This window comes from Streptomyces sp. NPDC006872 (assembly GCF_040635845.1).
Classification (GTDB): domain Bacteria; phylum Actinomycetota; class Actinomycetes; order Streptomycetales; family Streptomycetaceae; genus Streptomyces.
Genome location: NZ_JBEYIL010000001.1, coordinates 1109025 through 1131768, shown reverse-complemented (window position 1 = coordinate 1131768; position 22744 = coordinate 1109025). Strand labels below are relative to the sequence as shown.

General features: G+C 70.0%; 23 protein-coding genes. 8 read left to right on the top strand and 15 right to left on the bottom strand.

The features are described 5' to 3' along the window. Nucleotides 1–96: 96 nt before the first annotated feature. Both ABZ725_RS04870 and ABZ725_RS04865 read left to right on the top strand, forming a co-directional pair. On the top strand, nucleotides 97–1476 hold the full coding sequence (locus ABZ725_RS04870; protein ID WP_358801304.1) for an ABC transporter ATP-binding protein: 1380 nt from the start codon (nucleotides 97–99) through the stop codon (nucleotides 1474–1476). After that, nucleotides 1473–2360 carry an ABC transporter permease subunit gene (locus ABZ725_RS04865; RefSeq protein WP_358801303.1) on the top strand — a complete coding sequence of 296 codons (888 nt, stop codon included), beginning with the start codon at nucleotides 1473–1475 and terminating at the stop codon, nucleotides 2358–2360. The genes ABZ725_RS04870 and ABZ725_RS04865 overlap by 4 nt, the downstream gene beginning before the upstream one ends. Nucleotides 2361–2390: 30 nt before the next feature. Here ABZ725_RS04865 and ABZ725_RS04860 read toward each other — a convergent pair whose 3' ends face one another. Beyond that, nucleotides 2391–2723 (bottom strand): ATP/GTP-binding protein, encoded by a 333-nt coding sequence (locus ABZ725_RS04860; protein WP_351913257.1) that lies wholly within the window; start codon nucleotides 2721–2723, stop codon nucleotides 2391–2393. A gap of 222 nt (nucleotides 2724–2945) precedes the next feature. Between ABZ725_RS04860 and ABZ725_RS04855 the strand changes: the two genes are divergently transcribed. Continuing rightward, on the top strand, nucleotides 2946–3974 hold the full coding sequence (locus ABZ725_RS04855; RefSeq protein ID WP_358801302.1) for an LLM class flavin-dependent oxidoreductase: 1029 nt from the start codon (nucleotides 2946–2948) through the stop codon (nucleotides 3972–3974). A gap of 89 nt (nucleotides 3975–4063) precedes the next feature. Here ABZ725_RS04855 and ABZ725_RS04850 read toward each other — a convergent pair whose 3' ends face one another. Next, complete coding sequence (locus ABZ725_RS04850) at nucleotides 4064–4456, bottom strand: SCO5389 family protein (protein WP_358801301.1); 393 nt, start codon at nucleotides 4454–4456, stop codon at nucleotides 4064–4066. 253 nt (nucleotides 4457–4709) lie between these two features. Between ABZ725_RS04850 and nucS the strand changes: the two genes are divergently transcribed. Beyond that, on the top strand, nucleotides 4710–5381 hold the full coding sequence (nucS, locus tag ABZ725_RS04845; protein ID WP_327185120.1) for an endonuclease NucS: 672 nt from the start codon (nucleotides 4710–4712) through the stop codon (nucleotides 5379–5381). A gap of 67 nt (nucleotides 5382–5448) precedes the next feature. On the opposite strand, the gene ABZ725_RS04840 is transcribed toward nucS, so the two are convergent. Further along, the gene (locus tag ABZ725_RS04840) at nucleotides 5449–7959 is read right to left on the bottom strand and encodes an ATP-binding protein (RefSeq protein ID WP_358801300.1); all 2511 of its coding nucleotides are present in this window, start codon (nucleotides 7957–7959) and stop codon (nucleotides 5449–5451) included. 235 nt (nucleotides 7960–8194) lie between these two features. Next, the gene (locus ABZ725_RS04835) at nucleotides 8195–8518 is read right to left on the bottom strand and encodes an STAS domain-containing protein (RefSeq protein ID WP_358801299.1); all 324 of its coding nucleotides are present in this window, start codon (nucleotides 8516–8518) and stop codon (nucleotides 8195–8197) included. A 450-nt stretch (nucleotides 8519–8968) separates the two neighbouring features. On the opposite strand from ABZ725_RS04835, the gene ABZ725_RS04830 reads away from it, so the two are divergent. Then, nucleotides 8969–9541: a cob(I)yrinic acid a,c-diamide adenosyltransferase gene (locus ABZ725_RS04830; RefSeq protein WP_351913267.1), complete on the top strand. Its 573-nt coding sequence runs from the start codon at nucleotides 8969–8971 to the stop codon at nucleotides 9539–9541. On the opposite strand, the gene ABZ725_RS04825 is transcribed toward ABZ725_RS04830, so the two are convergent. Then, complete coding sequence (locus ABZ725_RS04825; protein ID WP_358801298.1) at nucleotides 9538–10119, bottom strand: hypothetical protein; 582 nt, start codon at nucleotides 10117–10119, stop codon at nucleotides 9538–9540. The genes ABZ725_RS04830 and ABZ725_RS04825 overlap by 4 nt on opposite strands. A gap of 153 nt (nucleotides 10120–10272) precedes the next feature. On the opposite strand from ABZ725_RS04825, the gene ABZ725_RS04820 reads away from it, so the two are divergent. From ABZ725_RS04820 to ABZ725_RS04810, 3 genes are all read left to right on the top strand, one after another. Next, nucleotides 10273–11487, top strand: a complete 1215-nt coding sequence (locus ABZ725_RS04820) for a histidine kinase (RefSeq protein WP_358801297.1) — start codon at nucleotides 10273–10275, stop codon at nucleotides 11485–11487. A 1-nt stretch (nucleotide 11488) separates the two neighbouring features. Continuing rightward, entirely contained in the window at nucleotides 11489–12136 is a 648-nt protein-coding gene (locus ABZ725_RS04815) for a response regulator transcription factor (protein ID WP_358801296.1), read from the top strand. A 124-nt stretch (nucleotides 12137–12260) separates the two neighbouring features. Further along, the gene (locus tag ABZ725_RS04810) at nucleotides 12261–14084 is read left to right on the top strand and encodes a glycoside hydrolase family 18 chitinase (protein ID WP_358801295.1); all 1824 of its coding nucleotides are present in this window, start codon (nucleotides 12261–12263) and stop codon (nucleotides 14082–14084) included. Nucleotides 14085–14098: 14 nt separating this feature from the next. Here the strand turns inward: ABZ725_RS04810 and ABZ725_RS04805 are convergent, their stop codons facing one another. From ABZ725_RS04805 to ABZ725_RS04760, 10 genes are all read right to left on the bottom strand, one after another. Next, a complete protein-coding gene (locus tag ABZ725_RS04805) occupies nucleotides 14099–14545 on the bottom strand; it encodes a DUF2550 domain-containing protein (protein WP_351913277.1) in 447 nt (148 codons plus the stop codon). A 141-nt stretch (nucleotides 14546–14686) separates the two neighbouring features. Then, nucleotides 14687–15061, bottom strand: a complete 375-nt coding sequence (locus tag ABZ725_RS04800) for a F0F1 ATP synthase subunit epsilon (RefSeq protein ID WP_079659511.1) — start codon at nucleotides 15059–15061, stop codon at nucleotides 14687–14689. Nucleotides 15062–15194: 133 nt separating this feature from the next. Continuing rightward, complete coding sequence (gene atpD, locus ABZ725_RS04795) at nucleotides 15195–16631, bottom strand: F0F1 ATP synthase subunit beta (RefSeq protein ID WP_351913279.1); 1437 nt, start codon at nucleotides 16629–16631, stop codon at nucleotides 15195–15197. Then, nucleotides 16631–17548, bottom strand: a complete 918-nt coding sequence (locus ABZ725_RS04790) for a F0F1 ATP synthase subunit gamma (RefSeq protein WP_351913281.1) — start codon at nucleotides 17546–17548, stop codon at nucleotides 16631–16633. Before ABZ725_RS04790 ends, atpD begins: the two co-directional genes overlap by 1 nt. 21 nt (nucleotides 17549–17569) lie before the next feature. Then, nucleotides 17570–19159: a F0F1 ATP synthase subunit alpha gene (gene atpA / locus ABZ725_RS04785; RefSeq protein ID WP_351913283.1), complete on the bottom strand. Its 1590-nt coding sequence runs from the start codon at nucleotides 19157–19159 to the stop codon at nucleotides 17570–17572. Nucleotides 19160–19293: 134 nt separating this feature from the next. Further along, entirely contained in the window at nucleotides 19294–20115 is an 822-nt protein-coding gene (locus ABZ725_RS04780; protein WP_358801294.1) for a F0F1 ATP synthase subunit delta, read from the bottom strand. Next, entirely contained in the window at nucleotides 20112–20660 is a 549-nt protein-coding gene (locus tag ABZ725_RS04775; RefSeq protein ID WP_351913313.1) for a F0F1 ATP synthase subunit B, read from the bottom strand. Before ABZ725_RS04775 ends, ABZ725_RS04780 begins: the two co-directional genes overlap by 4 nt. Before the next feature lie 46 nt (nucleotides 20661–20706). Further along, a complete protein-coding gene (locus ABZ725_RS04770; protein WP_020131181.1) occupies nucleotides 20707–20952 on the bottom strand; it encodes an ATP synthase subunit C in 246 nt (81 codons plus the stop codon). A gap of 90 nt (nucleotides 20953–21042) precedes the next feature. Then, complete coding sequence (atpB, locus tag ABZ725_RS04765; RefSeq protein ID WP_358801293.1) at nucleotides 21043–21852, bottom strand: F0F1 ATP synthase subunit A; 810 nt, start codon at nucleotides 21850–21852, stop codon at nucleotides 21043–21045. A 225-nt stretch (nucleotides 21853–22077) separates the two neighbouring features. Further along, nucleotides 22078–22491, bottom strand: a complete 414-nt coding sequence (locus ABZ725_RS04760; RefSeq protein WP_358801292.1) for a hypothetical protein — start codon at nucleotides 22489–22491, stop codon at nucleotides 22078–22080. Nucleotides 22492–22744: the final 253 nt, after the last annotated feature.

The window sequence follows — 22744 nt, the reverse complement described above, 5'->3', positions numbered from 1 at the left end:
CTTTCTTTTGAGCGGAACCGTCAGCGCCCGGATATCCTCCTAACCCTTACGGGGGCGTGTGCCCTGCTGTCCTGAACCTTTCGATGGGTGCGGAGCATGATCGAGGCTGTCGGCCTGACCAAGCGGTACGGCGACAAGACCGCTGTGTACAACCTTTCCTTCCAGGTGCGGCCCGGCGCCGTCACCGGCTTCCTCGGACCCAACGGCTCGGGCAAGTCGACGACCATGCGGATGATCCTGGGCCTGGACAACCCCACCGCGGGATCGGTGACGATCGGCGGCTACCCGTACCGCCGGCTGCCGAACGCGGCCCGCCAGGTGGGCGCCCTGCTCGACGCCAAGGCCGTGCACGGCGGCCGGCACGCCCGCAACCACCTGATGTGCCTGGCCCAGCTGTCCGGCATCCCGGCCCGGCGGGTCGACGAGGTGCTCGGCGTGGTCGGCCTCCAGGACGTGGCCCGCAAGCGCTCCAAGGGCTTCTCGCTCGGCATGGGCCAGCGGCTCGGCATCGCGGCCGCGCTGCTCGGCGACCCCCAGGTGCTGCTGTTCGACGAGCCGGTCAACGGCCTCGACCCCGAGGGCATCCTCTGGGTGCGCAACCTGATGAAGTCGCTGGCGGCGGAGGGCCGTACCGTCTTCGTCTCCTCGCACCTCATGAGCGAGATGGCGCTGACCGCCGACCATCTGATCGTCATCGGACGCGGCCAGTTGCTCTCCGACATGAGCGTGAAGGACTTCATCTCGGCCAACTCCGCCGACTTCGCGCGCGTACGCATCCCGGACACCGAGCCGCAGCTGCGCGAGAAGCTGGCCTCGGCGCTCACCGAGGCGGGCGGCGCCGTGCTGCCCGAGCAGGACGGCGCCCTGCGCGTGACGGGACTCGCCCTCCCCCGCATCAGCGACATCGCCCACGACGCCGACGTCCGCCTGTGGGAGCTGTCGCCGCACCAGGCCTCGCTGGAGGAGGCGTACATGCGGATGACGCAGGGCGCCGTGGACTACCGGTCCACCATCGACCAGAAGGCCGGGCTCCAGCAGCAGCTGCCGCCGGGCGCGCAGCCGCCGATGCCGGTGCCGGGCCAGGGCCAGCCCGGCTGGTACGCCCCGCCGCACCCGCAGCAGCAGGGCTACGCGCCGCCGCAGCCCGCCCAGACACCTCCGGCTGCCTCCTACGGGGCCTACGGCGCGCCGGGCGCGCCCGCGGTGGCCCCGGGCCCGAACGTCGCCAACCCGTACGCCCAGGGCCCCGCGCACGCCCCCGCGCAGCCCCCGGCCGCGTCGGCCGCTCCGGCCCAGCCCGCCGCCCCGATCACGCCCGCGGCGCCCGCAGCGCCCGCAGCGCCCGCGAGTCAGGCACCGGCCGCTCCGGCACCGGCGACCACGGCCGCGCCCGCCCCCTCGCTGGACAAGGCGTCGGCCGTGTCCGCGCCCACCCCCGCACCCGACGCCACGACCAAGTCCGAGGACGCCCGATGAGCACCCCGCAGCATCCGTCGCCGCAGGCCGCGCCCGCCTGGCAGGGGGCGCCCGGTCCCTCGTACGCCGCTCCCGTGCCCGTGCCGGGCTACACCTCGCCGATCCCGATCGTGCGCACCCACCTCGGGCACGCCGTCGCCTCGGAGTGGACGAAGATCCGGTCGGTGCGCTCCACGATGTGGACGCTGGGCGTGTTCGTGCTGCTCGTCGTCGGCATCGGACTGCTGGCCGGGGCGATCGTCTCCGCGAACGCCTCCGAGGCCGACCTCGCCGGCGAGACGGCACTGTCGTTCGGCTTCTTCGGGGTGCTGCTCGGCAGCATGTGCATCATCACGCTCGGCGTGCTGACCACGGCCTCGGAGTACGGCACCGGCATGATCCGCACGACCATGGTGGCCTGCCCGTCCCGCAGCCGGGTCCTCGTGGCGAAGGCGATCGTGTTCTTCGCCGTCGCGTTCGTCGTGACGCTCGCGTCCTCGGGCTTCGTCGCCATGGTGCACGTGGGCATGCTGGGCGACGCCCGGCAGCCGACCGGCGAGGAATGGCTCAAGGCCACCTTCGGCGTCTCCTTCTACATCGCGCTGCTCGGGCTGCTCTCGCTGGCCGTCGGCTCGATCATCCGGCACTCGGCGGGCGCCATCACCATCATGATCGGCGTCCTGCTGGCCCCGCTGGTCATCGCGATCTTCATGTTCTCGTCCTCGCTGGCGGACCTTCAGCAGGCCCTGTTCGAGTACTCGATCCCGAACCAGCTGAGCATCTTCTACTCGTCCTCGCTCAGCGACAGCGGTCCGAGCGGCTGGGACCCGCTGTGGATCGCGCTGGGCCTGACGACCGCCGTCCTCGGCGCCGCCTTCGCCCTGCTGGAGAAGCGGGACGTCTAGAACAACCAGAGCTACCAGGCCTGTCCGGCCCTAGAACTTCGGCGTGTTTCGGGACCGCCGCACCCCCGGGGTGCGGCGGTCCCGTGCGTTCCAGCACGCCTTGTGCCAGTGCCGGCGGTCGTCGACGCCCGCGTGCTCGGGCCAGGCGACGACGTGCGGGACGCCGTCGGGGATCAGCTGGTCGCAGCCGGGGCACCGGTACGCCTTGCCCTGCGCGCTCGCCCCGGCCACATGCCGTACGCTCCACTGCTCGCCGTGCCAGCTCTCCGCCGACTGCCAGCCGCCGTAACGGCTCGTGCGGTCGTCCTCGGCACTCTGGCCGGACGAGCCCTCACCCTTGGGTCGGTTGCGACGCGGGGACACAGGACACCTCACGGGGCTATACAGGAAGCAGGGTTGGTATCCAGCCTACGCGGCGTGAACGCGGGCACCCGTAGGGCAGCGACCCCCATAAGTCCCCCTCCCGACCGTCGCATTCTGCAGACAATCCGCAAATCTCTTCGCCAGGCCGTGTCCTCGGCACGTGTCAGACGGTTATGCCGGGTGGGGGAGCTCCGTGTCGGAGCCAAGGAAGCAGGAAAGTCCATGCGCGTTGGAAGTTTCGTGTTGGGAGCCCAGTTTCCCGGCCAGGGTCAGGGCGAGGCACTGCACCGTGCGGTCCGCTCGGCCGAGGTGGCCGAGGAGGCGGGTCTCGACTCGGTCTGGCTGGCCGAGCACCACTTCGTGCCGTACGGCACATGCCCGTCGGCAGTGACGCTCGCCGCTCTGCTGCTGGGCCGCACCCGCCGTATCCGGGTCGGCACGGCGGTCAGCGTGCTGCCCACCGTCCATCCCGTCGCCCTCGGCGAACAGGCCGCACTGCTGCACCTGACGAGCGGCGGCCGCTTCTCGCTGGGCGTGGGGCGCGGCGGACCGTGGGTCGACCTGGAGGTGTTCGGCTCAGGTCTGGAGGCGTACGAGCAGGGGTTCCCGGAATCACTCGATCTGCTGGTGCGCTGGCTGCGCGAGCCCTCCGTGGGGTCCGACGGCGAGCGTTTCCGGTTCCGTGAAGTCGCCGTCGTGCCAAGGCCGTCGGAGGCGCTGACGGACGTCGGCGGGCCGGAGGTCGTCGTGGCCTGCACCTCGCCGGGGAGCGTGCGGCTGGCCGCCGAGCGCGGGCTGCCGATGCTCCTCGGCATGCACGTGGGGGACGAGGAGAAGGCCGAGATGGTCGCCCTGTGGCGCCAGTACGCGCGCGCGGCCGGGCGGTCCGGGGACGAGATCCGGAGTGTGGCGCATGTCTCGGCAGGCGTCTGCCAGATCGCGGACCGGCGTACGGACGCGGTGGAGACGCTGGTGAAGGCGATGCCGGGCTGGCTGCGGCAGGGGCTCGACGCGCATGTCACGGTCGACGGCCGGGCCCGCGGTATGCGGGACCCGGTGGCGTACACCGAACTGCTCTGCGGGCTGCATCCGGTGGGCACCCCGCGACTGTGCGTCGACCGCCTCGCGGCGACCAGCGAACGGACCGGCATCTCGCGTTTCGCCCTGCTCGTCGAGGGCTCCGGCGACCTGGCGGCCACGGAGGAGAACGTACGGCGGCTGGGCGCTGAGGTGCTCCCCCACCTCGGGTGAGCGGCCCAGCCGACCGCGAAGCTTGCCGCTCCCGTACTGATGGCACCTCCCGCGTCAGGAGCGGCAAGCAACAGGTTCACACGGGTACCTCAGCAGTCCCGGAATTCCGGGGACTGGTTCAGTACCTGACTGCGGAGCGAGGTGAACCGGGTGAGCTTCTCGTCGACAGCCGAGTCCAACGGGAACACCGCCACCCGGTGGCAGTTCTGGAAGGCCAGCCGCACACCGAAGTGCCGCTGCAGCGCGCCGCGTATCGCGTCACTCGCGAGCGCACGCAGCAACTGGCCGCGCGCCTGCTCGTCCGGCGGGGGCGTCTGGTTGTCGGCGAAGTCTCCGCCGTCCACCTTCAGCTGGGCCACCAGGGAGCTGACCATCTCCCATGCATAGGGCAGGGAGGTCCGGACGCAGTCGACGAATTCTGCTTCGTCGACCTCGCCTCGCTCGGCCTGTTCGAGTAGCGCCGGTGAGACGTCGAGCGACATGGGTACTCCTCTCGCACCCCCGGAACAACAGGGGTTGCCGGACAGGGAAAGGGAGTCCGCATGCCGAAACACCGCACACGCTGAGTACACGCATCGCGACCTCCCGTTCACTACGGTAGGCAACGGACCGTGACCGCACCAGGAGAATGGGCACATAGGGAACCCCTATGTGGCACACAATCGGCCACTGTCGAACGATCTTTTTCCAGGGCGAATCGCGTACGCGCGTGCGGGTCGGATAGCGTTGCGCCCCATGCGTCTCGTCATCGCCCGGTGCTCCGTCGACTACGCCGGCCGGCTCACCGCCCACCTCCCCTCCGCCCCCCGTCTCATTCTGGTGAAGGCGGACGGCAGCGTCTCGATCCATGCGGACGACCGGGCCTACAAGCCCCTGAACTGGATGTCGCCGCCCTGCACGCTGAAGGAGGGCACGGGCGACGAAGAAGGCGTCTGGACCGTCGTCAACAAAGGCGGCGAGAAGCTCATCATCACGATGGAGGAGATCCTCCACGACTCGTCGCACGAACTGGGCGTCGATCCGGGCCTGATCAAGGACGGCGTGGAAGCGCACCTCCAAGAGCTGCTCGCGGACCGCATCGAGACCCTCGGCGAGGGCTACACCCTCATCCGCCGCGAGTACATGACCGCCATCGGCCCGGTGGACATCCTGTGCCGGGACGCGGAGGGTCAGACCGTCGCGGTGGAGATCAAGCGGCGCGGCGAGATCGACGGGGTCGAGCAACTCACCCGCTATCTGGAGCTGTTGAACCGCGACCCGCATCTCGCGCCGGTCCGCGGGGTGTTCGCGGCCCAGGAGATCAAGCCGCAGGCCCGCGTGCTCGCCACGGACCGCGGCATCGGCTGCCAGGTCCTGGACTACAACGCGATGCGCGGCATCGAGGACGACAAGCTGCGGCTGTTCTGACCCCTGCACCCACCGAGGGCCGGGCTCCCCTGACGGGAACCCGGCCCTCGGCGCTGCCCGGAGGCGCTCAGATCACCTGATCCGGCGAGGCACTGCTCTCGGCGGAGCTGATCGAGCCGGCGGGCGACGACGACATCGAGCTGCTGGCCGAGTTCGAGATGGGCGGGCTGGTGCCGACCGACGGGGACGGGCTGGTCGTGGCAGATCCGGACGGCGAAGGCGACGTCGATCCTGTTCCGCTGCTGGACGAGGACGGCGACGGCGACGGCGACCCGGAACTCGAGCCCGACGACGACGGCTTGGGCGAGCCGGAAGACCCGCCGTTGCCCGAGCTGTGCGAGCTGCTCGCCCCCGACGACGGCTCCGTCTCCTCCGTGGGCGTCGGATCGTCCGACGTCCCCATCGTGCCGTCCGGGCCCGGGTCCGTCGGTCTGCTGGTGGCCGTGCCCGTGTCGCCGGAGGAGCCGGTGTCGTCGCCCGGGGTGTCGGAGTCCAGGCCGCCGTCGTCCGGGCCGGTGCTGGCGGACGGGTTGACGCTGACCTGGTTGGAGGGGTCGTTGGCGTCGTTGTTGGACGTCGCGCCGAGCCCCACCACCGTGCCGAGGACGGCGACGAGCAGGGCGCCCGCGCCGGCCGCGACGAGGTTGCGCTTGGCCAGGTGCTTCAGGCCGCCCCGGCTGTGCCTGGCGGGCGTCGACGGGGGCGCGGAGCGGTGGACGACGGTCTCGGCGTCCGGCGGGTAGGTCGGAAGGGCCGCCTGGATGCCGCGGGGCGGGGACGCCGACTCCTCGTGGCGGGCGTCGGGCACCTCCTCGCCGGCGGTCGCCGCGGCCGGGCCGGGCACGTCGCCGGAGCGGTCGGAGACCAGGGCGAGGGCGCGGCGGCCGGCGACGGTGCCGCGCTTGTCGGCGATGGTGGAGCGCAGGGCGAGGGAGGCCTCGAGCTCCGAGCGGGCCCGGTCGAGTTCGCCGACGCACAGGGCGAGAACGCCGAGCTCGTGGTGGAAGTAGGCGCGGTCGGCGGACTCCCCGGCGAGCCGGGCGGCTTCGGCGCCCTCGTGCAGGCTGCTCTCCCAGGCGCTCCAGTGCAGGCCGGCGGCGAAGGCGGGCGCGGCGGTGCGGGCCAGCTGAACGGGGGTGGACTCCTCGCCCTCGTCGGGCCGGGTGGTGGTGGGGACGACCGCGATGAGGGCGGCGAGCACGGCGTCGGCCTCCGCGCACACCCGCTCGGGGGTGACCGAGGGGTGTCCGGCCCACCAGGTGTAGTGCTGGGCGGCGGCGTGGGCGCGGGCCGCGCGGTCGTCGGCGTATCCGGCGGCCTCCAGCTGGGTCTGGACGCCCGCGGCGAGCCGGTAGCGGGTGCCGACCGGGGAGACGAGTCCGCAGGCGGTCAGTTCGCCGAGGGCCGCGTCGGCGTGGGTGTCGCCGACCAGGGCGGGCAGGTGGGCCTGGTGCGGGACCTCGCCGCCGAGGGCGACGGCGAAGCGCAGGGCGGCGCGGGCGCAGGCGCTGAGCCGGGCGGCGAGCAGCGGGGCGGGCGCGGCGGCCTCGCCGAGCGAGGGCAGGGGTATCTCCTCGGCCTCGCCGGCCCCGGCGACGAGGTCGGCGTCGGCGGGCGCGACGAAGGGCCGGGCGTCCTCGAAGACGCCGAACGCGTCGACGGCGTCCGCGCCGGCCCGCAGCCGGTCGCGCTGCGAGAGCAGGGCGCCGGCCTGGACGAACCGGAGCGGCAGGCCCTCGGACTCGAACCAGAGGTCGCCGGCCCAGTTGGCCTCCTCCTCGGTGAGGACGCGGCCGACGGCGTGCTCGATGACCTCGACGCCGCCCGCCCGGTCGAGGCCGGTGAGGACGACCTCCTCGACGGCGGAGTCCGCGGTGGGCAGCGGGGTGTCCGGGGTCGCGCCGAGCAGGAAGGCGCACTCGGGCGTCGCGTCCAGCAGTTCGTCCAGGGCGGCGCCGCCGAGGTCGAGGTCGTCGATGACGACGACCGCGCCGATCTCGCGGACGAGGGCGCGCAGGTCGTCTTCGTCCGGGCGGTGGAGGGGGGCGTCGAAGACGGCGTGGAAGAGCTCGTGCAGCAGGTCGGCGGCGGTGCGGCCGAGGCCGCTGAGGCGGACCACGCCCTCGGGGGCGAGGTCCTCGCAGTCCTCGGCGACCAGGTCGAGGAGGCTGGTGCGGCCGGAGCCGGGGGCCCCGGTGAGCCGGACGGAGCGGCCGCGGGCGAGCAGCCGGACCAGCTGTTCGCGTTCGTCCTGACGGCCCTGGAGGGGCTGTGCGGGCCGGGCGGATCCGGCGGGGGCGGGCGGCCGGGCGGCGCGCTCGGCCTCGGCCCGCTGCTCGGCGGTGCGCTTGGCGGGCCGCTCGGCCCGCTGGGTGGGCGGGCAGAGTTCTATCTCGCTGCCGTCGACCGGGTTGACCGTGAGCAGGTGTTCGCCGGCGACGAGCCGCACCGTGCGGGCCTGGGCCGGCGCGTGCTGGCCGAAGTCGGGTGTCAGGGGGTCCCTGGACGGGCGCGGACGCGGCGTACCGCCGTCGTCGTCACGGTCGTACTCCTCGGGCCCCTGGGTGTTCGGGTCCATGGCTCAAGCCCCCCAAAAGCGTCGTGTGGCGGTGCCCCTCCCGGCCTTGCTGCACACTGCGCTGTCGCGTCTGGTCCGGTGCCCGCTCGAGGGCTGAGGGCGGCGGGCAGACGAACCGTAAACCTTCGCACAGTATCTACGACAGCCCGGGGTGCCGCGCCGCCCGAAGCGTCACAGTCTCGTGAGGATTGCACCCGTCGCACGTTTTCCGCCGCAGGCCACACCCTGTCCACGGTCACACCCGGGGCAGGGACTCCACTCCGATGCCGCCCTCGATCGCGAGGATCCGGTGCAGCCGGGTGGCCACCAGCAGGCGTTGCATCTGCGGAGGCACGCCGCGCAGCACCAGCCGTCGGCCGCAGCGGCCGGCCCGCCGGTGGACGCCCATGATGACGCCGAGACCGGTGGCGTCCCATGAGTCCAGTTCGGACAGGTCGAGCACCAGGTCGCCGACTCCGTCGTCGACGGCCGTGTGGAGGGCCGTACGGGCGTCCGCCGCGCTGCGGACGTCGAGACGGCCCCCGACGACCAGCTCGACGTGGTCGCCCCTGATGTACATAGCGCTCCCCTAAGCGTGCGTCTCGTGCTCCGCGGTGTGGTTGTCCGGTGTTGCATCCTCTGACTGCACGAAGCGGTCATAGGTTGCCGTCTGTGAGCGAACCGATACCGAATTCACCCGCAGGAGTGAGGCCCGTGCGGCCTGTGCGGTTTCGATGCCTGTAGAAGCCCTGCCCGCTCACGCGTCCGATGTCACCGGCGTCAACCATCCGGCGCAGCCGCTCCGGTCGCCCGACCGGCTGTCTGTCCGTCCGTCTGCCCGTCCGTCTGTCCGTGCGCCTGTCCGTGTGCCTCTCGGCGGGAGATTAGCGGTCGGGAGGCGCTGTGTGACCGGTTAGTAACGCGTTTCACGTCTCAGGGGGTGAGACGCCGGTCACGTCGTCAATTCCTGTCCGATTCAGGCCTGTTCCCACCGATTGGTGGGGCCGCTCGGACGGTCTAGATTGGCCGCATGGTCAATCTGACGCGTATCTACACCAGGACCGGCGACCAGGGCACCACCGCTCTCGGCGACATGAGCAGGGTCGCCAAGACCGATCTCAGGATCGCCGCCTACGCCGACGCCAACGAGGCGAACGCGGTCATCGGCACGGCGCTCGCGCTGGGCGGGCTCGACGAGGAGCTCGTCAAGGTCCTCATCCGCGTCCAGAACGACCTGTTCGACGTGGGCGCGGACCTGTCGACGCCGGTGGTGGAGAACCCGGAGTTCCCGCCCCTGAGGGTGGAACAGTTCTATGTCGACCGGTTGGAGGCGGACTGCGACCACTTCAACGAGCAGTTGGAGAAGCTGCGGTCCTTCATCCTGCCCGGCGGCACCCCGGGTGCGGCCCTGCTCCACCAGGCCTGCACCGTCGTCCGCCGGGCCGAGCGCTCCACCTGGGCCGCGCTGGAGGCGCACGGCGAGCGGATGAACCCGCTCACCGCGACGTATCTCAACCGCCTCTCGGACCTGCTCTTCATCCTGGCCCGCACAGCCAACAAGGCAGCCGGCGACGTCCTCTGGGTACCGGGCGGCGAACGTTAGGGCATCTTGGCCTGTTCCCGTTCCGCCTCCGGGTCCGGGTCGGCCGCAGGGCGCTCCTTCGGGAAGAGGGTGTAGCTGCCGGCGATGACGACGTTGATGCCGATCACCCACAGCATCCGCTGCTGCCAGGCCCGCAGCGAGCCGATGTCGCCGTCGCCGCCGACGTACCAGACGGCCGCCTGGAGCAGGGCCATGGCGACCAGCGCGGCGACGACCCAGCGGCCCGCGACCTTCCACTCGTGGACGGCGCGGGCCGTGCCGTACTTCGGCGGCCGCACCGGCGGCGGGCCGCCGGCGAAGCGGTGGGCGACCCGGGCGTCGGCCCACTTGACGGTGGAGTGGCCGAGGCCCACGGTGAAGCCGATGTAGACGGCGGCCAGGCCGTGCCGCCAGTCCGGCTCGGCGCCGTTCTTGAGGTCGATCGCGGTCACGGTGAACAGCACGACCTCCAGCAGCGGCTCGCACAGCAGCAGGGCCAGCCCCAGCCGCGGCATCCGGAACACGTACCGGAAGGCCAGTCCCGCGGCCAGCAGCACCCAGAAGGCCGCCTCGCAGGCGATGATCAGTGCGACGATCACGGTTCGCTCCTCTCGCTCACCCTCCCAGGCTCCCGTCGCGGGCCGACGGTTTCGTCGTCGTCGCTGACGAGGTCGCCGTACATCGAAAGATGCAGTTCGGGACCGTCCGTGGGGAGCAGGCGGCAGGGGCGCGGGGCGTGTTGGATGGAGGACATGGCTGTCCGAGAGCTGCGCCGCCTGCCCCGCCCGCACCGCTTCGACGTGTACATCGCCGTCGGCGGGCTGCTCGGCGGACTGCTGCTGGCGGCCGTCGGCCTGAGCACCCGGCCCGCCAAGGACCCGATCACGCTGTTCGACGGCCCCTGGCCGGCCCTCGTGCCGCTCGTCGTGCTGTCCGGCTGCGAGCTGCTGCGCCGGACGGCCCCGCGCGCGGCCCTGCTGACCGGCACGGTCGCGGTCGGCGCGGACGTGCTGACCCAGGGCAGCCTGGCCACCGTCCTGATGTTCACCGACGTGATGTACGCGGCCGTCCTGTACGGCCCGCTCGCCTCGGCCCGTCGCATCCAGTGGATCACCGGCCTGCTCACGGTGGCCGGGACGCTGGTGCCGTTCGCGGTGTGGCGCACGCCCGAGGCGCTGCTGATCGGCGTGGTCGTCGGCGTCGTCGCCTACGCGCCCGCCGCCACCGGCTGGATCGTGCGCAACCACCGCGACGCCGCCGAGGCCGCCCGGCTGCGCGCCGAACAGACGGCGCTGCTCGCCGAGATGGACCGCGCCCAGGCCGTGACGTCCGAACGGGCGCGGATGGCCCGGGAGCTGCACGACATGGTCGCCAACCATCTGTCCGCGATCGCCATCCACTCCACGGCCGCGCTGTCCATCGACGATCCCGCGACCTCCCGACAGGCGCTGAAGACCATCCGGGAGAACAGCGTCGAGGGGCTCGCGGAGATGCGGCGGCTGATCGGAATCCTGCGCGACGGCGGCGGGGACAAGGAGCCCGCCGCGATCCCGACCCTGGACGGCCTCGCCGCCCTGGTCGACGGGGCCCGCGCCAACGGTCTCGACGTGGGGCTGGAGGACGGGTCGGACGACGGGCCGGACGACGACCACGGCCCGGTGCCGACGCCCGTCGAGCTCGCCGCGTACCGGATCGTCCAGGAGTCGCTGACCAATGCCCTCAAGCACGCCTGCCCCGGCCGGGTGACGGTGCGCCTCGCCCGGCGCGACGGGGTGCTCGACGTACGGGTGAGCAGCCCGTACGGCCACCGGGACGGGCCGCGCGCACCCGGCTCCGGGGCCGGTCTGGTGGGGATGCGCGAGCGTGCGGCGCTGCTGGGCGGCACCTTCGCGGCCGGGCCCGACGGCGAGTCGTGGACCGTGCGCGCCGCGCTGCCGCTGACCGAACCCCCGTCCGAGGAGAGCTGACATGATCCGAGTGCTGGTTGCCGAGGACCAGTCCGCCGTCCGCGCCGGACTGGTGCTGATCCTGGGCAGTGCGCCCGACATCGAGGTGATCGGGGAGGCCGCGGACGGGGAGCAGGCGGTGGCGCTGGCCAGGGAGTCGAGGCCGGATCTGGTGCTGATGGACATTCAGATGCCGCGTCTCGACGGGGTGTCGGCGACCCGGATGATCGTCGAGGAGGGCCTTGCGGACGTTCTGGTGCTGACCACCTTCGACCTCGACGAGTATGTGTTCGGGGCGCTGCGGGCGGGTGCGGCCGGGTTCCTGCTGAAGAACACGGAGGCACGGGATCTGCTCACGGCGATCCGTACCGTGGCGGGCGGGGAGGGGCTGATCGCCCCGGCCGTGACGCGCCGTCTGATCGCCGAGTTCGCCGCCAAGCCGGTCCGGGCGCCGGCCGCGGATCCGGCCGTCCTCGACTCGCTCACCCGGCGCGAGCGCCAGGTGCTGGTCTGTCTCGGCGAGGGGCTGTCCAACGCGGGGATCGCCGAGCGGCTGGACATGGCGGAGGCGACGGTGAAGACGCATGTGAGTCGGTTGCTGGGAAAGCTGGAGCTGCGCAGCCGGGTTCAAGCGGCCGTATTGGCACAGGAGTTGGGGATCCAGAGGTGATCTGGAGGTTTAAAGGGCGGGACTGGTCCAGACCTCTTGACCGGTGGTCCAGACCTTTCTATTCTCGCGGCACTGTGGGCGTGAAGGCTCAGTCGCGCCCCCCGACTCCCCTAGGAGGCGCAGGATGCGCTTCAGACACCGAGTCGCGGCAGGGTTCGCCTCCCTGTTGCTCCCGCTGGCCGGCGCGGTAGGCCTCGCAAGCCCCGCCGAGGCCGCCACGACCGCCACCGCCACCTACACCAAGGCCTCGGACTGGGGCACCGGCTTCGAGGGCAGGTGGACGGTGAAGAACACCGGCACCACCGCCATCAGCTCCTGGACGATCGAGTGGGACTTCCCCTCCGGCACGTCCGTCACCTCCGCCTGGGACGCCGACGTCACCTCCTCCGGCACCCACTGGACCGCCAAGAACAAGTCGTACAACGGCTCGATAGCCGCCGGCGCCTCGGTCTCCTTCGGCTTCAACGGCGCGGGCTCCGGCTCCCCGTCCAACTGTCGGCTCAACGGCGACAGTTGCGACGGCACGACGGTCCCCGGCGACGCCTCCCCCTCCGCCCCGGGCACCCCCACCGCCTCGGCGATCACCGACACCTCGGTGAAGCTGACCTGGTCCGCCGCCACCGACGACAAGGGCGTCAAGAACTACGACGTCCTGCGCGGCGGCGCCAAGGTCGCCACGGTGACGACGACCTCGTACACCGACACCGGTCTCACCGCCGGCACCGACTACTCCTACACCGTCCAGGCCCGGGACACCGTCGACCAGACCGGACCGGTCAGCGGAGCGGTCGCCGTGCACACCACCGGCGGCGGCACCAATCCCCCGACCACCGGTGCCAAGGTCAAGCTCGGCTACTTCACCGAGTGGGGCATCTACGGCCGCAACTACCAGGTCAAGAACCTGGTGACGTCCGGCTCGGCCGCGAAGATCACACACATCAACTACGCCTTCGGCAACGTCACGGGCGGTCAGTGCGCGATCGGCGACTCCTACGCCGACTACGACAAGGCGTTCACCGCCGACCAGTCGGTCAGCGGCGTCGCCGACACCTGGGACCAGCCACTGCGCGGCAACTTCAACCAGCTGCGTCAGCTGAAGGCCAAGTACCCGAACATCAAGGTGCTGTGGTCCTTCGGCGGCTGGACCTGGTCCGGCGGCTTCGCCCAGGCCGCCGCCAACCCGGCCGCGTTCGCGCAGTCCTGCTACAACCTGGTCGAGGACCCGCGCTGGGCCGACGTCTTCGACGGCATCGACATCGACTGGGAGTACCCGAACGCCTGCGGCCTGTCCTGCGACACGTCCGGGGCGGCGGCCTACAAGAACCTGATGCAGGCCCTGCGCGCCAAGTTCGGCACGGGCAACCTGGTCACCGCGGCCACCACCGCCGACGGCTCCGCCGGCGGCAAGATCGACGCGGCCGACTACGCGGGCGCCGCGGCCTATGTGGACTGGTACAACGTGATGACGTACGACTTCTTCGGCGCCTGGGCGGCGCAGGGCCCGACGGCCCCGCACTCCCCGCTCACCTCGTACAGCGGCATCCCGACGGCCGGGTTCACCACGGCCGACGCGATGGCCAAGTTCAAGGCGAAGGGCGTCCCCGCGAGCAAGCTGCTCATCGGCATCGGCTTCTACGGCCGCGGCTGGACCGGCGTCACCCAGGACGCCCCGGGCGGCACGGCCACGGGCGCGGCGGCGGGTACGTACGAGCAGGGCATCGAGGACTACAAGGTCCTCAAGACGTCCTGCCCGGCCACCGGAACCATCGCGGGCACGGCGTACGCGAAGTGCGGCAGCAACTGGTGGTCCTACGACACCCCGGCCACCATCGCCGGCAAGATGACCTGGGCCAAGAACCAAGGCCTGGGCGGCGCGTTCTTCTGGGAGTTCAGCGGTGACACCAGCAACGGCGAGCTGGTGAGCGCCATCAACAGCGGACTGTCGTAAGACAGTTCGGCGAATTAAGCGACGTTGACGCGCTGACCGGGCGGGGCTGCCTCCAGCCACGCGAGGAAACCGGTCAGCGCGTCTTCGCTCATCGCGAGTTCGAGGCGCGTGCCCTGGTGCACACAGACGAGGATCACCGCGTCGGACAGCAGGGCCAGCTCCTCCTCGCCCTCGGGGAGGCGGCGGCCCGCCACCTCGATCGAGCCGCGCTCCAGGACGCGGCGCGGGCGGTAGGCGTAGGAGAAGACGCGGTACCACTCGATGCGGTCGCCGTTGTAGCGGGCGACGCCGTAGCTCCAGCCTTTTCCGCTGGTGTCCGGTTTCTCGGGCACGTCCCAGCGCAGGGAACAGTCGAAGGTGCCCCCGGAGCGCTGGATGAGTCTGCGGCGCAGGCCGAAGACGAACAGCCCCAGCGCCACCAGGGCCACGACGATTCCGCACACAGTCAGAGCGAGGACCATCGACACCGACCTCCTCGTCTCCTAGGTACCGAAAATAGGTAACGGAACGGAAAAAACATCCATATCTGCCTCAGCCGCGACCGGCTCCGGATTGCTCCGGAGCCGACCGCGGCTGAGTGACGTCATGCAGGCTCGCGCGGGTTAGCGCGTCGCCGCCGCACGCAGTCGAACATCCGCGCGACGCTCGGCGGCGGCGTCGCCCTCCGCCTTCGCGCGCTCGAGCTCCCGCTCCACGCGCTGGACATCGATCTCGTCCGACAGCTCGGCGATCTCGGCCAGCAGCGACAGCTTGTTGTCCGCGAACGAGATGAAACCGCCGTGCACCGCGGCGACGACCGTTCCACCATCACTCGTACGGATGGTCACCGGGCCCGACTCCAGCACACCGAGCAGCGGCTGGTGACCGGGCATGACGCCGATGTCGCCGGACGTGGTGCGCGCGACGACCAGGGTGGCCTCGCCGGACCAGACCTCTCGGTCGGCCGCGACCAGCGCGACGTGCAGCTCAGCAGCCAAGGTGGCTCCTCGGGTCACCACCCGGCGGGTTCTGCCGGGTGTTGGTTACAAGTCTAATGGGCGTGAAAGAGGGGGCGGGACGCACCCGCCCCCTCAGACGTGAGCCGAAGGGCTCACTTCGAACTCAGGGAGTTCAGGAGACGCCCAGCTCCTTGGCGTTGGCCTTGAGGTCCTCGATGCCACCGCACAGGAAGAACGCCTGCTCCGGGAAGTGGTCGTACTCGCCGTCGATGATCGCGTTGAAGGCCACGATCGACTCGTCCAGCGGGACGTCCGACCCGTCGACGCCGGTGAACTGCTTGGCGACGTGGGTGTTCTGGGACAGGAAGCGCTCCACGCGACGGGCGCGGTGGACGGTGAGCTTGTCCTCCTCGCCCAGCTCGTCGATACCGAGGATCGCGATGATGTCCTGGAGGTCCTTGTACTTCTGCAGCACCGTCTTGACGCGCATGGCGGTGTTGTAGTGGTCCGCCGCGATGTAGCGGGGGTCCAGGATCCGGGACGTGGAGTCCAGCGGGTCCACGGCCGGGTAGATGCCCTTCTCGGAGATCGGACGGGACAGAACCGTCGTCGCGTCGAGGTGGGCGAAGGTGGTGGCCGGGGCCGGGTCGGTCAGGTCGTCCGCGGGGACGTAGATCGCCTGCATCGAGGTGATCGAGTGACCACGGGTCGAGGTGATGCGCTCCTGGAGGAGACCCATCTCGTCGGCCAGGTTCGGCTGGTATCCCACCGCGGAGGGCATCCGGCCGAGCAGGGTCGAGACCTCGGAACCGGCCTGGGTGAAGCGGAAGATGTTGTCGATGAAGAACAGCACGTCCTGCTTCTGCACATCGCGGAAGTACTCCGCCATGGTCAGACCGGCCAGGGCCACGCGCAGACGGGTGCCCGGGGGCTCGTCCATCTGACCGAAGACCAGGGCGGTCTTGTCGATGACGCCCGAGTCGGCCATCTCCTCGATGAGGTCGTTGCCCTCACGGGTGCGCTCGCCGACACCGGCGAACACGGAGACACCGTCGTGGTTGTTGGCGACGCGGTAGATCATCTCCTGGATGAGCACCGTCTTGCCGACGCCGGCACCGCCGAACAGACCGATCTTTCCACCCTTGACGTACGGGGTGAGAAGGTCGATGACCTTGACGCCGGTCTCGAACATCTCGGTCTTCGACTCGAGCTCGTCGAAGCGCGGGGCCTTGCGGTGGATGGACCAGCGCTCGCCCTCGTACTGCTCGTCGACGTTCAGCACCTCACCGAGGGTGTTGAACACCTTGCCCTTGGTGAAGTCGCCGACCGGGACGGTGATGCCCGTGCCGGTGTCGGTGACCACGGCCTGGCGGACCAGACCGTCGGTGGGCTGCATCGAGATCGTGCGGACCAGGCCGTCACCCAGGTGCTGGGCGACCTCCAGGGTCAGCGTCTTCTTCTCGCCGGCGAGGGCCGGGTCGGCCACCTCGACGTGAAGGGCGTTGTAGATCTCCGGCATGGCGTCGACGGGGAATTCCACGTCGACGACCGGGCCGATGACCCGGGCGACGCGGCCCGTGGCAACGGCCGTCTCAACTGTCGTCGTCATTACCTGTCACTCCCCGCGGTCGCGTCGGCCAGGGCTGCGGAGCCACCGACGATCTCGCTGATTTCCTGGGTGATTTCGGCCTGGCGGGCCGCGTTGGCAAGGCGGGAGAGCGTCTCGATGAGCTCTCCTGCGTTGTCGGTCGCCGACTTCATCGCGCGCCGCGTGGCGGCGTGCTTCGAGGCTGCCGACTGGAGGAGAGCGTTGTAGACGCGGCTCTCCACATACCGCGGCAGAAGGGCGTCGAGGACGTCCTCCGCCGAGGGCTCGAAGTCGTACAGCGGAAGGATCTCGCCCTTCGGCGCCGACTCCTTGGCAACCTCGTCGAGGCTGAGCGGCAGCAGACGGTCATCGAGCGCCGTCTGCGTCATCATCGAGACGAACTCGGTGAAGACGATGTGGAGTTCGTCCACGCCGCCCTCGGCCGTGTCCTTCTCGATCGCCTCGATCAGCGGACCCGCGACCTTCTTGGCGTCCGCGTACGTCGGCTCGTCGGTGAAGCCCGTCCACGACCCCGCGACCGTGCGCTCACGGAAGTGGTAGTGGGCCAGACCGCGCCGGCCGACGATGTACGTGTCGACCTGCTTGCCCTCGGCCTCGAGGCGCGCCGTCAGCTGCTCCGCGGCCTTGATGGCGTTGGAGTTGAAGGCGCCCGCGAGACCTCGGTCGCTCGTCAGGAGCAGCACCGCGGACCGCACGACCGTCTCGGCCTGCGTGGTCAGCGGGTGCTTCGTGTTCGAGCCGGTGCCGACCGCCGTGACCGCGCGGGTGAGCTCGGCCGCGTAGGGCGAGGAGGCCGCCACCTTGCGCTGCGCCTTGACGACACGCGAGGCGGCGATCATCTCCATCGCCTTGGTGATCTTCTTGGTCGCGGTGACGGATCGGATGCGACGCTTGTAGACCCGGAGCTGGGCTCCCATGAGTCAGGTCCCTTCCTTACGTCACTTGGCCGCGGCCGGGGCGTCCTCGCCGAGAAGCTTGCCGTCCGAGGTCTCGAACTGCTTCTTGAACTCGGCGATCGCGTCGGCAACAGCGATGAGGGTGTCGTCCGACATCTTCGCGCCCTCCTTGATGGAGGTCATGAGGCCCTGCTCCTTGCGGTGCAGGTGCTCCAGGAGCTCCTTCTCGAAGCGGCGGATGTCGGCGACCGGAACGTCGTCCATCTTGCCGGTGGTACCGGCCCACACGGAGACGACCTGGTCCTCGGTCGGCATCGGCTGGTACTGCGGCTGCTTGAGCAGCTCGACCAGTCGCTGACCACGCTCCAGCTGCGACTTCGACGCGGCGTCCAGGTCGGAACCGAAGGCGGCGAAGGCCTCCAGCTCACGGTACTGGGCGAGGTCGAGGCGGAGCCGGCCGGACACCTGGCGCATCGCCTTGTGCTGGGCGGAGCCGCCGACGCGGGAGACCGAGATACCGACGTTCAGGGCCGGACGCTGGCCGGCGTTGAACAGGTCGGACTCCAGGAAGCACTGGCCGTCGGTGATGGAGATGACGTTGGTCGGGATGAACGCCGAGACGTCGTTGGCCTTCGTCTCGACGATCGGCAGACCGGTCATCGAGCCGGCGCCCAGGTCGTCGGAGAGCTTCGCGCAGCGCTCCAGCAGACGGGAGTGCAGGTAGAAGACGTCGCCCGGGTAGGCCTCGCGGCCCGGCGGGCGGCGCAGCAGCAGCGACACGGCGCGGTAGGCGTCGGCCTGCTTCGACAGGTCGTCGAAGATGATGAGGACGTGCTTGCCCTCGTACATCCACTGCTGACCGATGGCCGAGCCGGTGTACGGCGCCAGGTACTTGAAGCCGGCCGGGTCGGACGCCGGGGCGGCGACGATGGTCGTGTACTCCAGCGCGCCGGCCTCTTCGAGGGCGCCACGCACGGAGGCGATGGTCGAGCCCTTCTGACCGATGGCGACGTAGACGCAGCGGACCTGCTTGTTCACGTCACCGGAGCGCCAGTTGTCACGCTGGTTGATGATCGTGTCGACGGCCAGGGCGGTCTTGCCGGTCTGGCGGTCACCGATGATCAGCTGACGCTGACCACGGCCGATCGGGGTCATCGCGTCGACGGCCTTGTAGCCGGTCTCCATCGGCTCGTGCACCGACTTACGGGCCATGACACCCGGAGCCTGCAGCTCCAGGGCACGGCGGCCGGACGTCTCGATCTCGCCGAGGCCGTCGATCGGGTTGCCGAGCGGGTCGACGACACGGCCGAGGTAGCCCTCGCCGACGGCCACGGACAGCACCTCGCCGGTGCGGGTGACCGGCTGGCCCTCCTCGATACCGCTGAACTCACCGAGGACGACGGCGCCGATCTCGCGCTCTTCCAGGTTGAGCGCGAGGCCGAGGGTGCCGTCCTCGAACTTCAGCAGTTCGTTGGCCATGGCCGAGGGGAGGCCCTCGACCTTCGCGATGCCGTCGCCGGCAAGGGTGACCGTACCGACCTCCTCGCGCGAGGCCGCGTCCGGCTTGTACGACTGGACAAAGTTCTCCAGCGCGTCCCGGATCTCCTCCGGCCGGATCGTGAGCTCCGCCATCTGGGTTCCCTGCTCTCCTTGTTGGGCCCGAAGTTTCACTTTGGGGGGATGGGGACTCCCCCCTGAAAGAGGTGAATCCTCTGCACGGCCCAACCAGGGCCGCCATCAGTTCGACTTGCGGTCTTGAGTTGCTGCTAGCTCGCCATGCGGCGGGCGGCGTCCTCGATGCGGTCCGCGAGGGAGCCGTTGATCACCTCGTCGCCGACCTGCACCCGGATCCCGCCGAGGACCGCGGGGTCCACGTCGAGGTTGAGGTGCATCGGGCGGCCGTAGAGCTTCGCGAGGGCGGCGCCGAGGCGCTGCTTCTGCGGGTCGCTCAGCGGTACCGCCGAGGTGACGACGGCGACCATGCGGTCCCGGCGCTCAGCGGCGAGCTTGGACAGGGCTTCGAGGCCCGCTTCCAGGCTACGTCCACGGGGCGCGGTCACGAGGCGCGTCACCAGTCGCTCGGTGGCCGCGTCGGCCCGGCCGCCGAGCAGGCTGTGCAGCAGCTCGCTCTTGGCCGAGGCGGTGGCCTTCCGATCGGTCAGTGCGGCGCGCAGCCCGGTGTTCGAGGAGACGATCCGTCCGAAACGGAACAGTTCGTCCTCGACGTTGTCGAGCGTGCCCGCCTTCTGCGCGGCGGTGAGGTCGGCGATGTTCGCCAGCTCCTCGAGCACGTCCACCAGGTCGCGGGACTGCGACCAGCGGGAACGCACCGTGCCGGCGACCAGGTCGGCCGCGCTGCCGCCGACCTGGGTGCCGAGGAGGCGCTGGACCAGCTCGGCCTTGGCGTCGCCGGCCTGCGACGGGTCGGTGAGGACCCGGCGCAGGGAGACCTCGCGGTGGAGCAGGGCGGTGACTGCCGCCAGCTCTCCGGCCAGCCGTGCCGCGTCCACGGACGTGGAGTCCGTCAGCGCGTCGAGACGCTCACGGGCTGCTGCGAATGCCTCGCGGCTCGCTCCGTGTGCGGTCATCGAGACGCCTCGGCCTTCTCCTCGAGCTCGTCGAGGAAGCGGTCGATGACGCGGCTCTGGCGGGCGTGGTCCTCAAGGGACTCGCCGACCAGCTTGCCGGCCAGTTCGGTGGCGAGCTTGCCGACGTCCTGGCGCAGCGCGGACGCTGCGGCCTTGCGGTCGGCCTCGATCTGGTTGTGCCCGGCGGCGACGATCTCCTCGCGCTGGCGCTGGCCTTCCGCGCGCATCTCGGTGATGAGCGTGGCGCCCTGCTCCTGCGCTTCCTGGCGCAGCCGCGCGGCCTCGTGACGGGCCTCGGCCAGCTGGGCCTTGTACTGCTCCAGAACGCTCTGCGCCTCGGTCCGAGCAATCTCGGCCTGTTCGATCCCGCCCTCGATGGCGTCGCGGCGCTCTTCCAGAACCTTGTTGATGTTCGGAAGGAGCTTCTTGCCCAGGACGAAGAACACGATCGCGAACGCGATCAGACCGATGACGAGCTCGGGGATCTCCGGGATCAGAGGATTCTGGGCCTCCTCCTCAGCCGCGATTTGCAGCAAGGGCGAGATCACATCAGTTCCTTCCGTGGAATTCTCTCGTCGGCGTTAAACCGGATCAGGACGTCGGGTAGACGAAGCCCATGACCAGGCCGATCAGGGCAAGCGCCTCACAGAGCACGAAGCCGAGGATCTGGTTCTGGCGGATCAGACCGGCGGCCTCGGGCTGGCGGGCGAGCGCCTGCGTGCCGTTACCGAAGATGATGCCAACGCCGACGCCGGGGCCGATGGCCGCGAGACCGTAGCCGATGGCAGCGAGGTTGCCCTTGATTTCGACCGCGGCGAGGGTGTCGAGAGCGGACATGCCGTAACTTCCTTCTCTTTACACAGGCCGGTGGGGGTTGGCCACCGGAAGTTCAGGGGATGTTGATCAGGTGATCGGTGGTGCTGGTGCTCAGTGGTGCTCGGCGAGCGCGCCCTGGATGTAGCTGCAGGACAGGAGGATGAAGACGTAGGCCTGGAGGGCCTGGATGAACAGCTCGAAGACCGTCATCACGAGGACCATCAGGAACGAGACCGCCGAGTAGGCGATGCCGATGCCGTTGAGCAGGTACCAGGTCCCGATGGTGAAGATCAGGATCAGGACGTGCCCGGCGAACATGTTGGCGAAGAGCCGGACGGCGTGCGTGAAGGGCCGGATGAACACGTTCGACAGGAACTCGAAGAACATGACCATCGGGAACACGGGGCCGAGCGACGGGTCGTAGCCCGTGATGTTCTTCCAGCCGCCGATGAAGCCGTGGCGCTTGAACGTGATGCTCATCCACACGATGTAGACGAGCGCGGCGAGACCCACCGGGAAGGCGATGACCGCCGTGGCCGGGAACTGGGCGACCGGGATGATCGACCAGAGGTTCATGATCCAGATGAAGAAGAACAGCGAGACCATCAGCGGGACGTACTTCTCGCCCTCCCGCTTGCCGATCGTCTCGTACACGACCCCGCGGCGCACGAAGTCGTAGCCGGCCTCGCCCACCATCTGCAGCTTGCCGGGGATCAGCTTCGGCTTGTTGAACGCGGCCCAGAAGAATCCACAGACGAGGACGGTGGAGACCAGCGACAGCAGCATCGGCTTGTTGAATTCGATGCCGCCCACGGTGAACAGCGGCTCGAACAAGAACGAGTGCAGGCCGGGGGTCGGGAAACCGCACCCGTCGAAAATATGACAGTCGGTCTCGAAGGCGAGCGTTTGGGCGTTACTCACCGCGAGCTCCTTCAGCGTGGCGCATGGGTACGGCAACCTCGATGTGTCGGCGCGGCCTGCGACCGCGGGACGGCACTGGACTGGACTTACGGATACGGGGGCGGCGGCGACTGGGCTCCGAGCCGTGAGGCGTCACAGGCACGGCTGCCGCCCGCGCCAGCTCTGCCGCAGTTGTGGCGAGACCATAGCAAAAGAGCGGAAGGCCCTTTACCCCGGCCCTACAGGTCACGACGTCGTCCGGGCTGGGTCCGGCTCGACGTAGAGGATCTTGGCCTTCATGTGCGAGCGCACCTGCGCGGCCATCCACACGAGGGTGGCCGCGAGCAGGGTGAAGGCGAAGGCTTTCGGATTGAAGGCCGAGGTCCCCTTGAAAACGATCAGCAGGATCATCAGGAACAGGATCTGCGTGGTGTAGAGCAACAGCCCCATCGACTGGAACAGGTGGGGAAGTTGGCGCGCGGTGCGCAGCAGCACCATCAGTCCGCCGCCCATGAACAGCAGGACGAGAACCGCGCCGAAGACGGCGCCGAGCGCTCCTTTGCCACCGGCAACGGCAGCACTCACCGCGACTCCCGCCGCACCCGCGAGCGCGGTGGGCAGAGCACAGTGCACGAGCGTTCGTACGTCGTTGGACTGCATGGCGGCAACTCCGCATTCAAGGGGGGCAGGGTGTCGTCATGGACGAGCGTAGTCCCGGCCCGAGGGGCGAGAGACCTCGCGCCACCTCGCTCCAATGAACCGTCGTGGTGCGGTCCTTCGGCTGTCTCCGGGGGTTCTCGTGAACCGTATCACAAACTATTTGATGAGGTCTTTACCTAGTGGGTGTGCGGGCTGTCACACATGAGAGTGACAGTGCGCGTCTGTGCGAGAACCCGGGGAGGTTGTCTGGTAA

Coding starts and splice junctions, on each gene's coding strand:
- ABZ725_RS04870 (WP_358801304.1), top strand. CDS start 97: ATGATCGAGGCTGTCGGCCTGACCAAGCGGTACGGCGACAAGACCGCT.
- ABZ725_RS04865 (WP_358801303.1), top strand. CDS start 1,473: ATGAGCACCCCGCAGCATCCGTCGCCGCAGGCCGCGCCCGCCTGGCAG.
- ABZ725_RS04855 (WP_358801302.1), top strand. CDS start 2,946: ATGCGCGTTGGAAGTTTCGTGTTGGGAGCCCAGTTTCCCGGCCAGGGT.
- ABZ725_RS04850 (WP_358801301.1), bottom strand. CDS start 4,456: ATGTCGCTCGACGTCTCACCGGCGCTACTCGAACAGGCCGAGCGAGGC.
- nucS (WP_327185120.1), top strand. CDS start 4,710: ATGCGTCTCGTCATCGCCCGGTGCTCCGTCGACTACGCCGGCCGGCTC.
- ABZ725_RS04840 (WP_358801300.1), bottom strand. CDS start 7,959: ATGGACCCGAACACCCAGGGGCCCGAGGAGTACGACCGTGACGACGAC.
- ABZ725_RS04835 (WP_358801299.1), bottom strand. CDS start 8,518: ATGTACATCAGGGGCGACCACGTCGAGCTGGTCGTCGGGGGCCGTCTC.
- ABZ725_RS04830 (WP_351913267.1), top strand. CDS start 8,969: ATGGTCAATCTGACGCGTATCTACACCAGGACCGGCGACCAGGGCACC.
- ABZ725_RS04820 (WP_358801297.1), top strand. CDS start 10,273: ATGGCTGTCCGAGAGCTGCGCCGCCTGCCCCGCCCGCACCGCTTCGAC.
- ABZ725_RS04815 (WP_358801296.1), top strand. CDS start 11,489: ATGATCCGAGTGCTGGTTGCCGAGGACCAGTCCGCCGTCCGCGCCGGA.
- ABZ725_RS04810 (WP_358801295.1), top strand. CDS start 12,261: ATGCGCTTCAGACACCGAGTCGCGGCAGGGTTCGCCTCCCTGTTGCTC.
- ABZ725_RS04805 (WP_351913277.1), bottom strand. CDS start 14,545: ATGGTCCTCGCTCTGACTGTGTGCGGAATCGTCGTGGCCCTGGTGGCG.
- atpD (WP_351913279.1), bottom strand. CDS start 16,631: ATGACGACGACAGTTGAGACGGCCGTTGCCACGGGCCGCGTCGCCCGG.
- ABZ725_RS04790 (WP_351913281.1), bottom strand. CDS start 17,548: ATGGGAGCCCAGCTCCGGGTCTACAAGCGTCGCATCCGATCCGTCACC.
- atpA (WP_351913283.1), bottom strand. CDS start 19,159: ATGGCGGAGCTCACGATCCGGCCGGAGGAGATCCGGGACGCGCTGGAG.
- ABZ725_RS04780 (WP_358801294.1), bottom strand. CDS start 20,115: ATGACCGCACACGGAGCGAGCCGCGAGGCATTCGCAGCAGCCCGTGAG.
- ABZ725_RS04770 (WP_020131181.1), bottom strand. CDS start 20,952: ATGTCCGCTCTCGACACCCTCGCCGCGGTCGAAATCAAGGGCAACCTC.
- ABZ725_RS04760 (WP_358801292.1), bottom strand. CDS start 22,491: ATGCAGTCCAACGACGTACGAACGCTCGTGCACTGTGCTCTGCCCACC.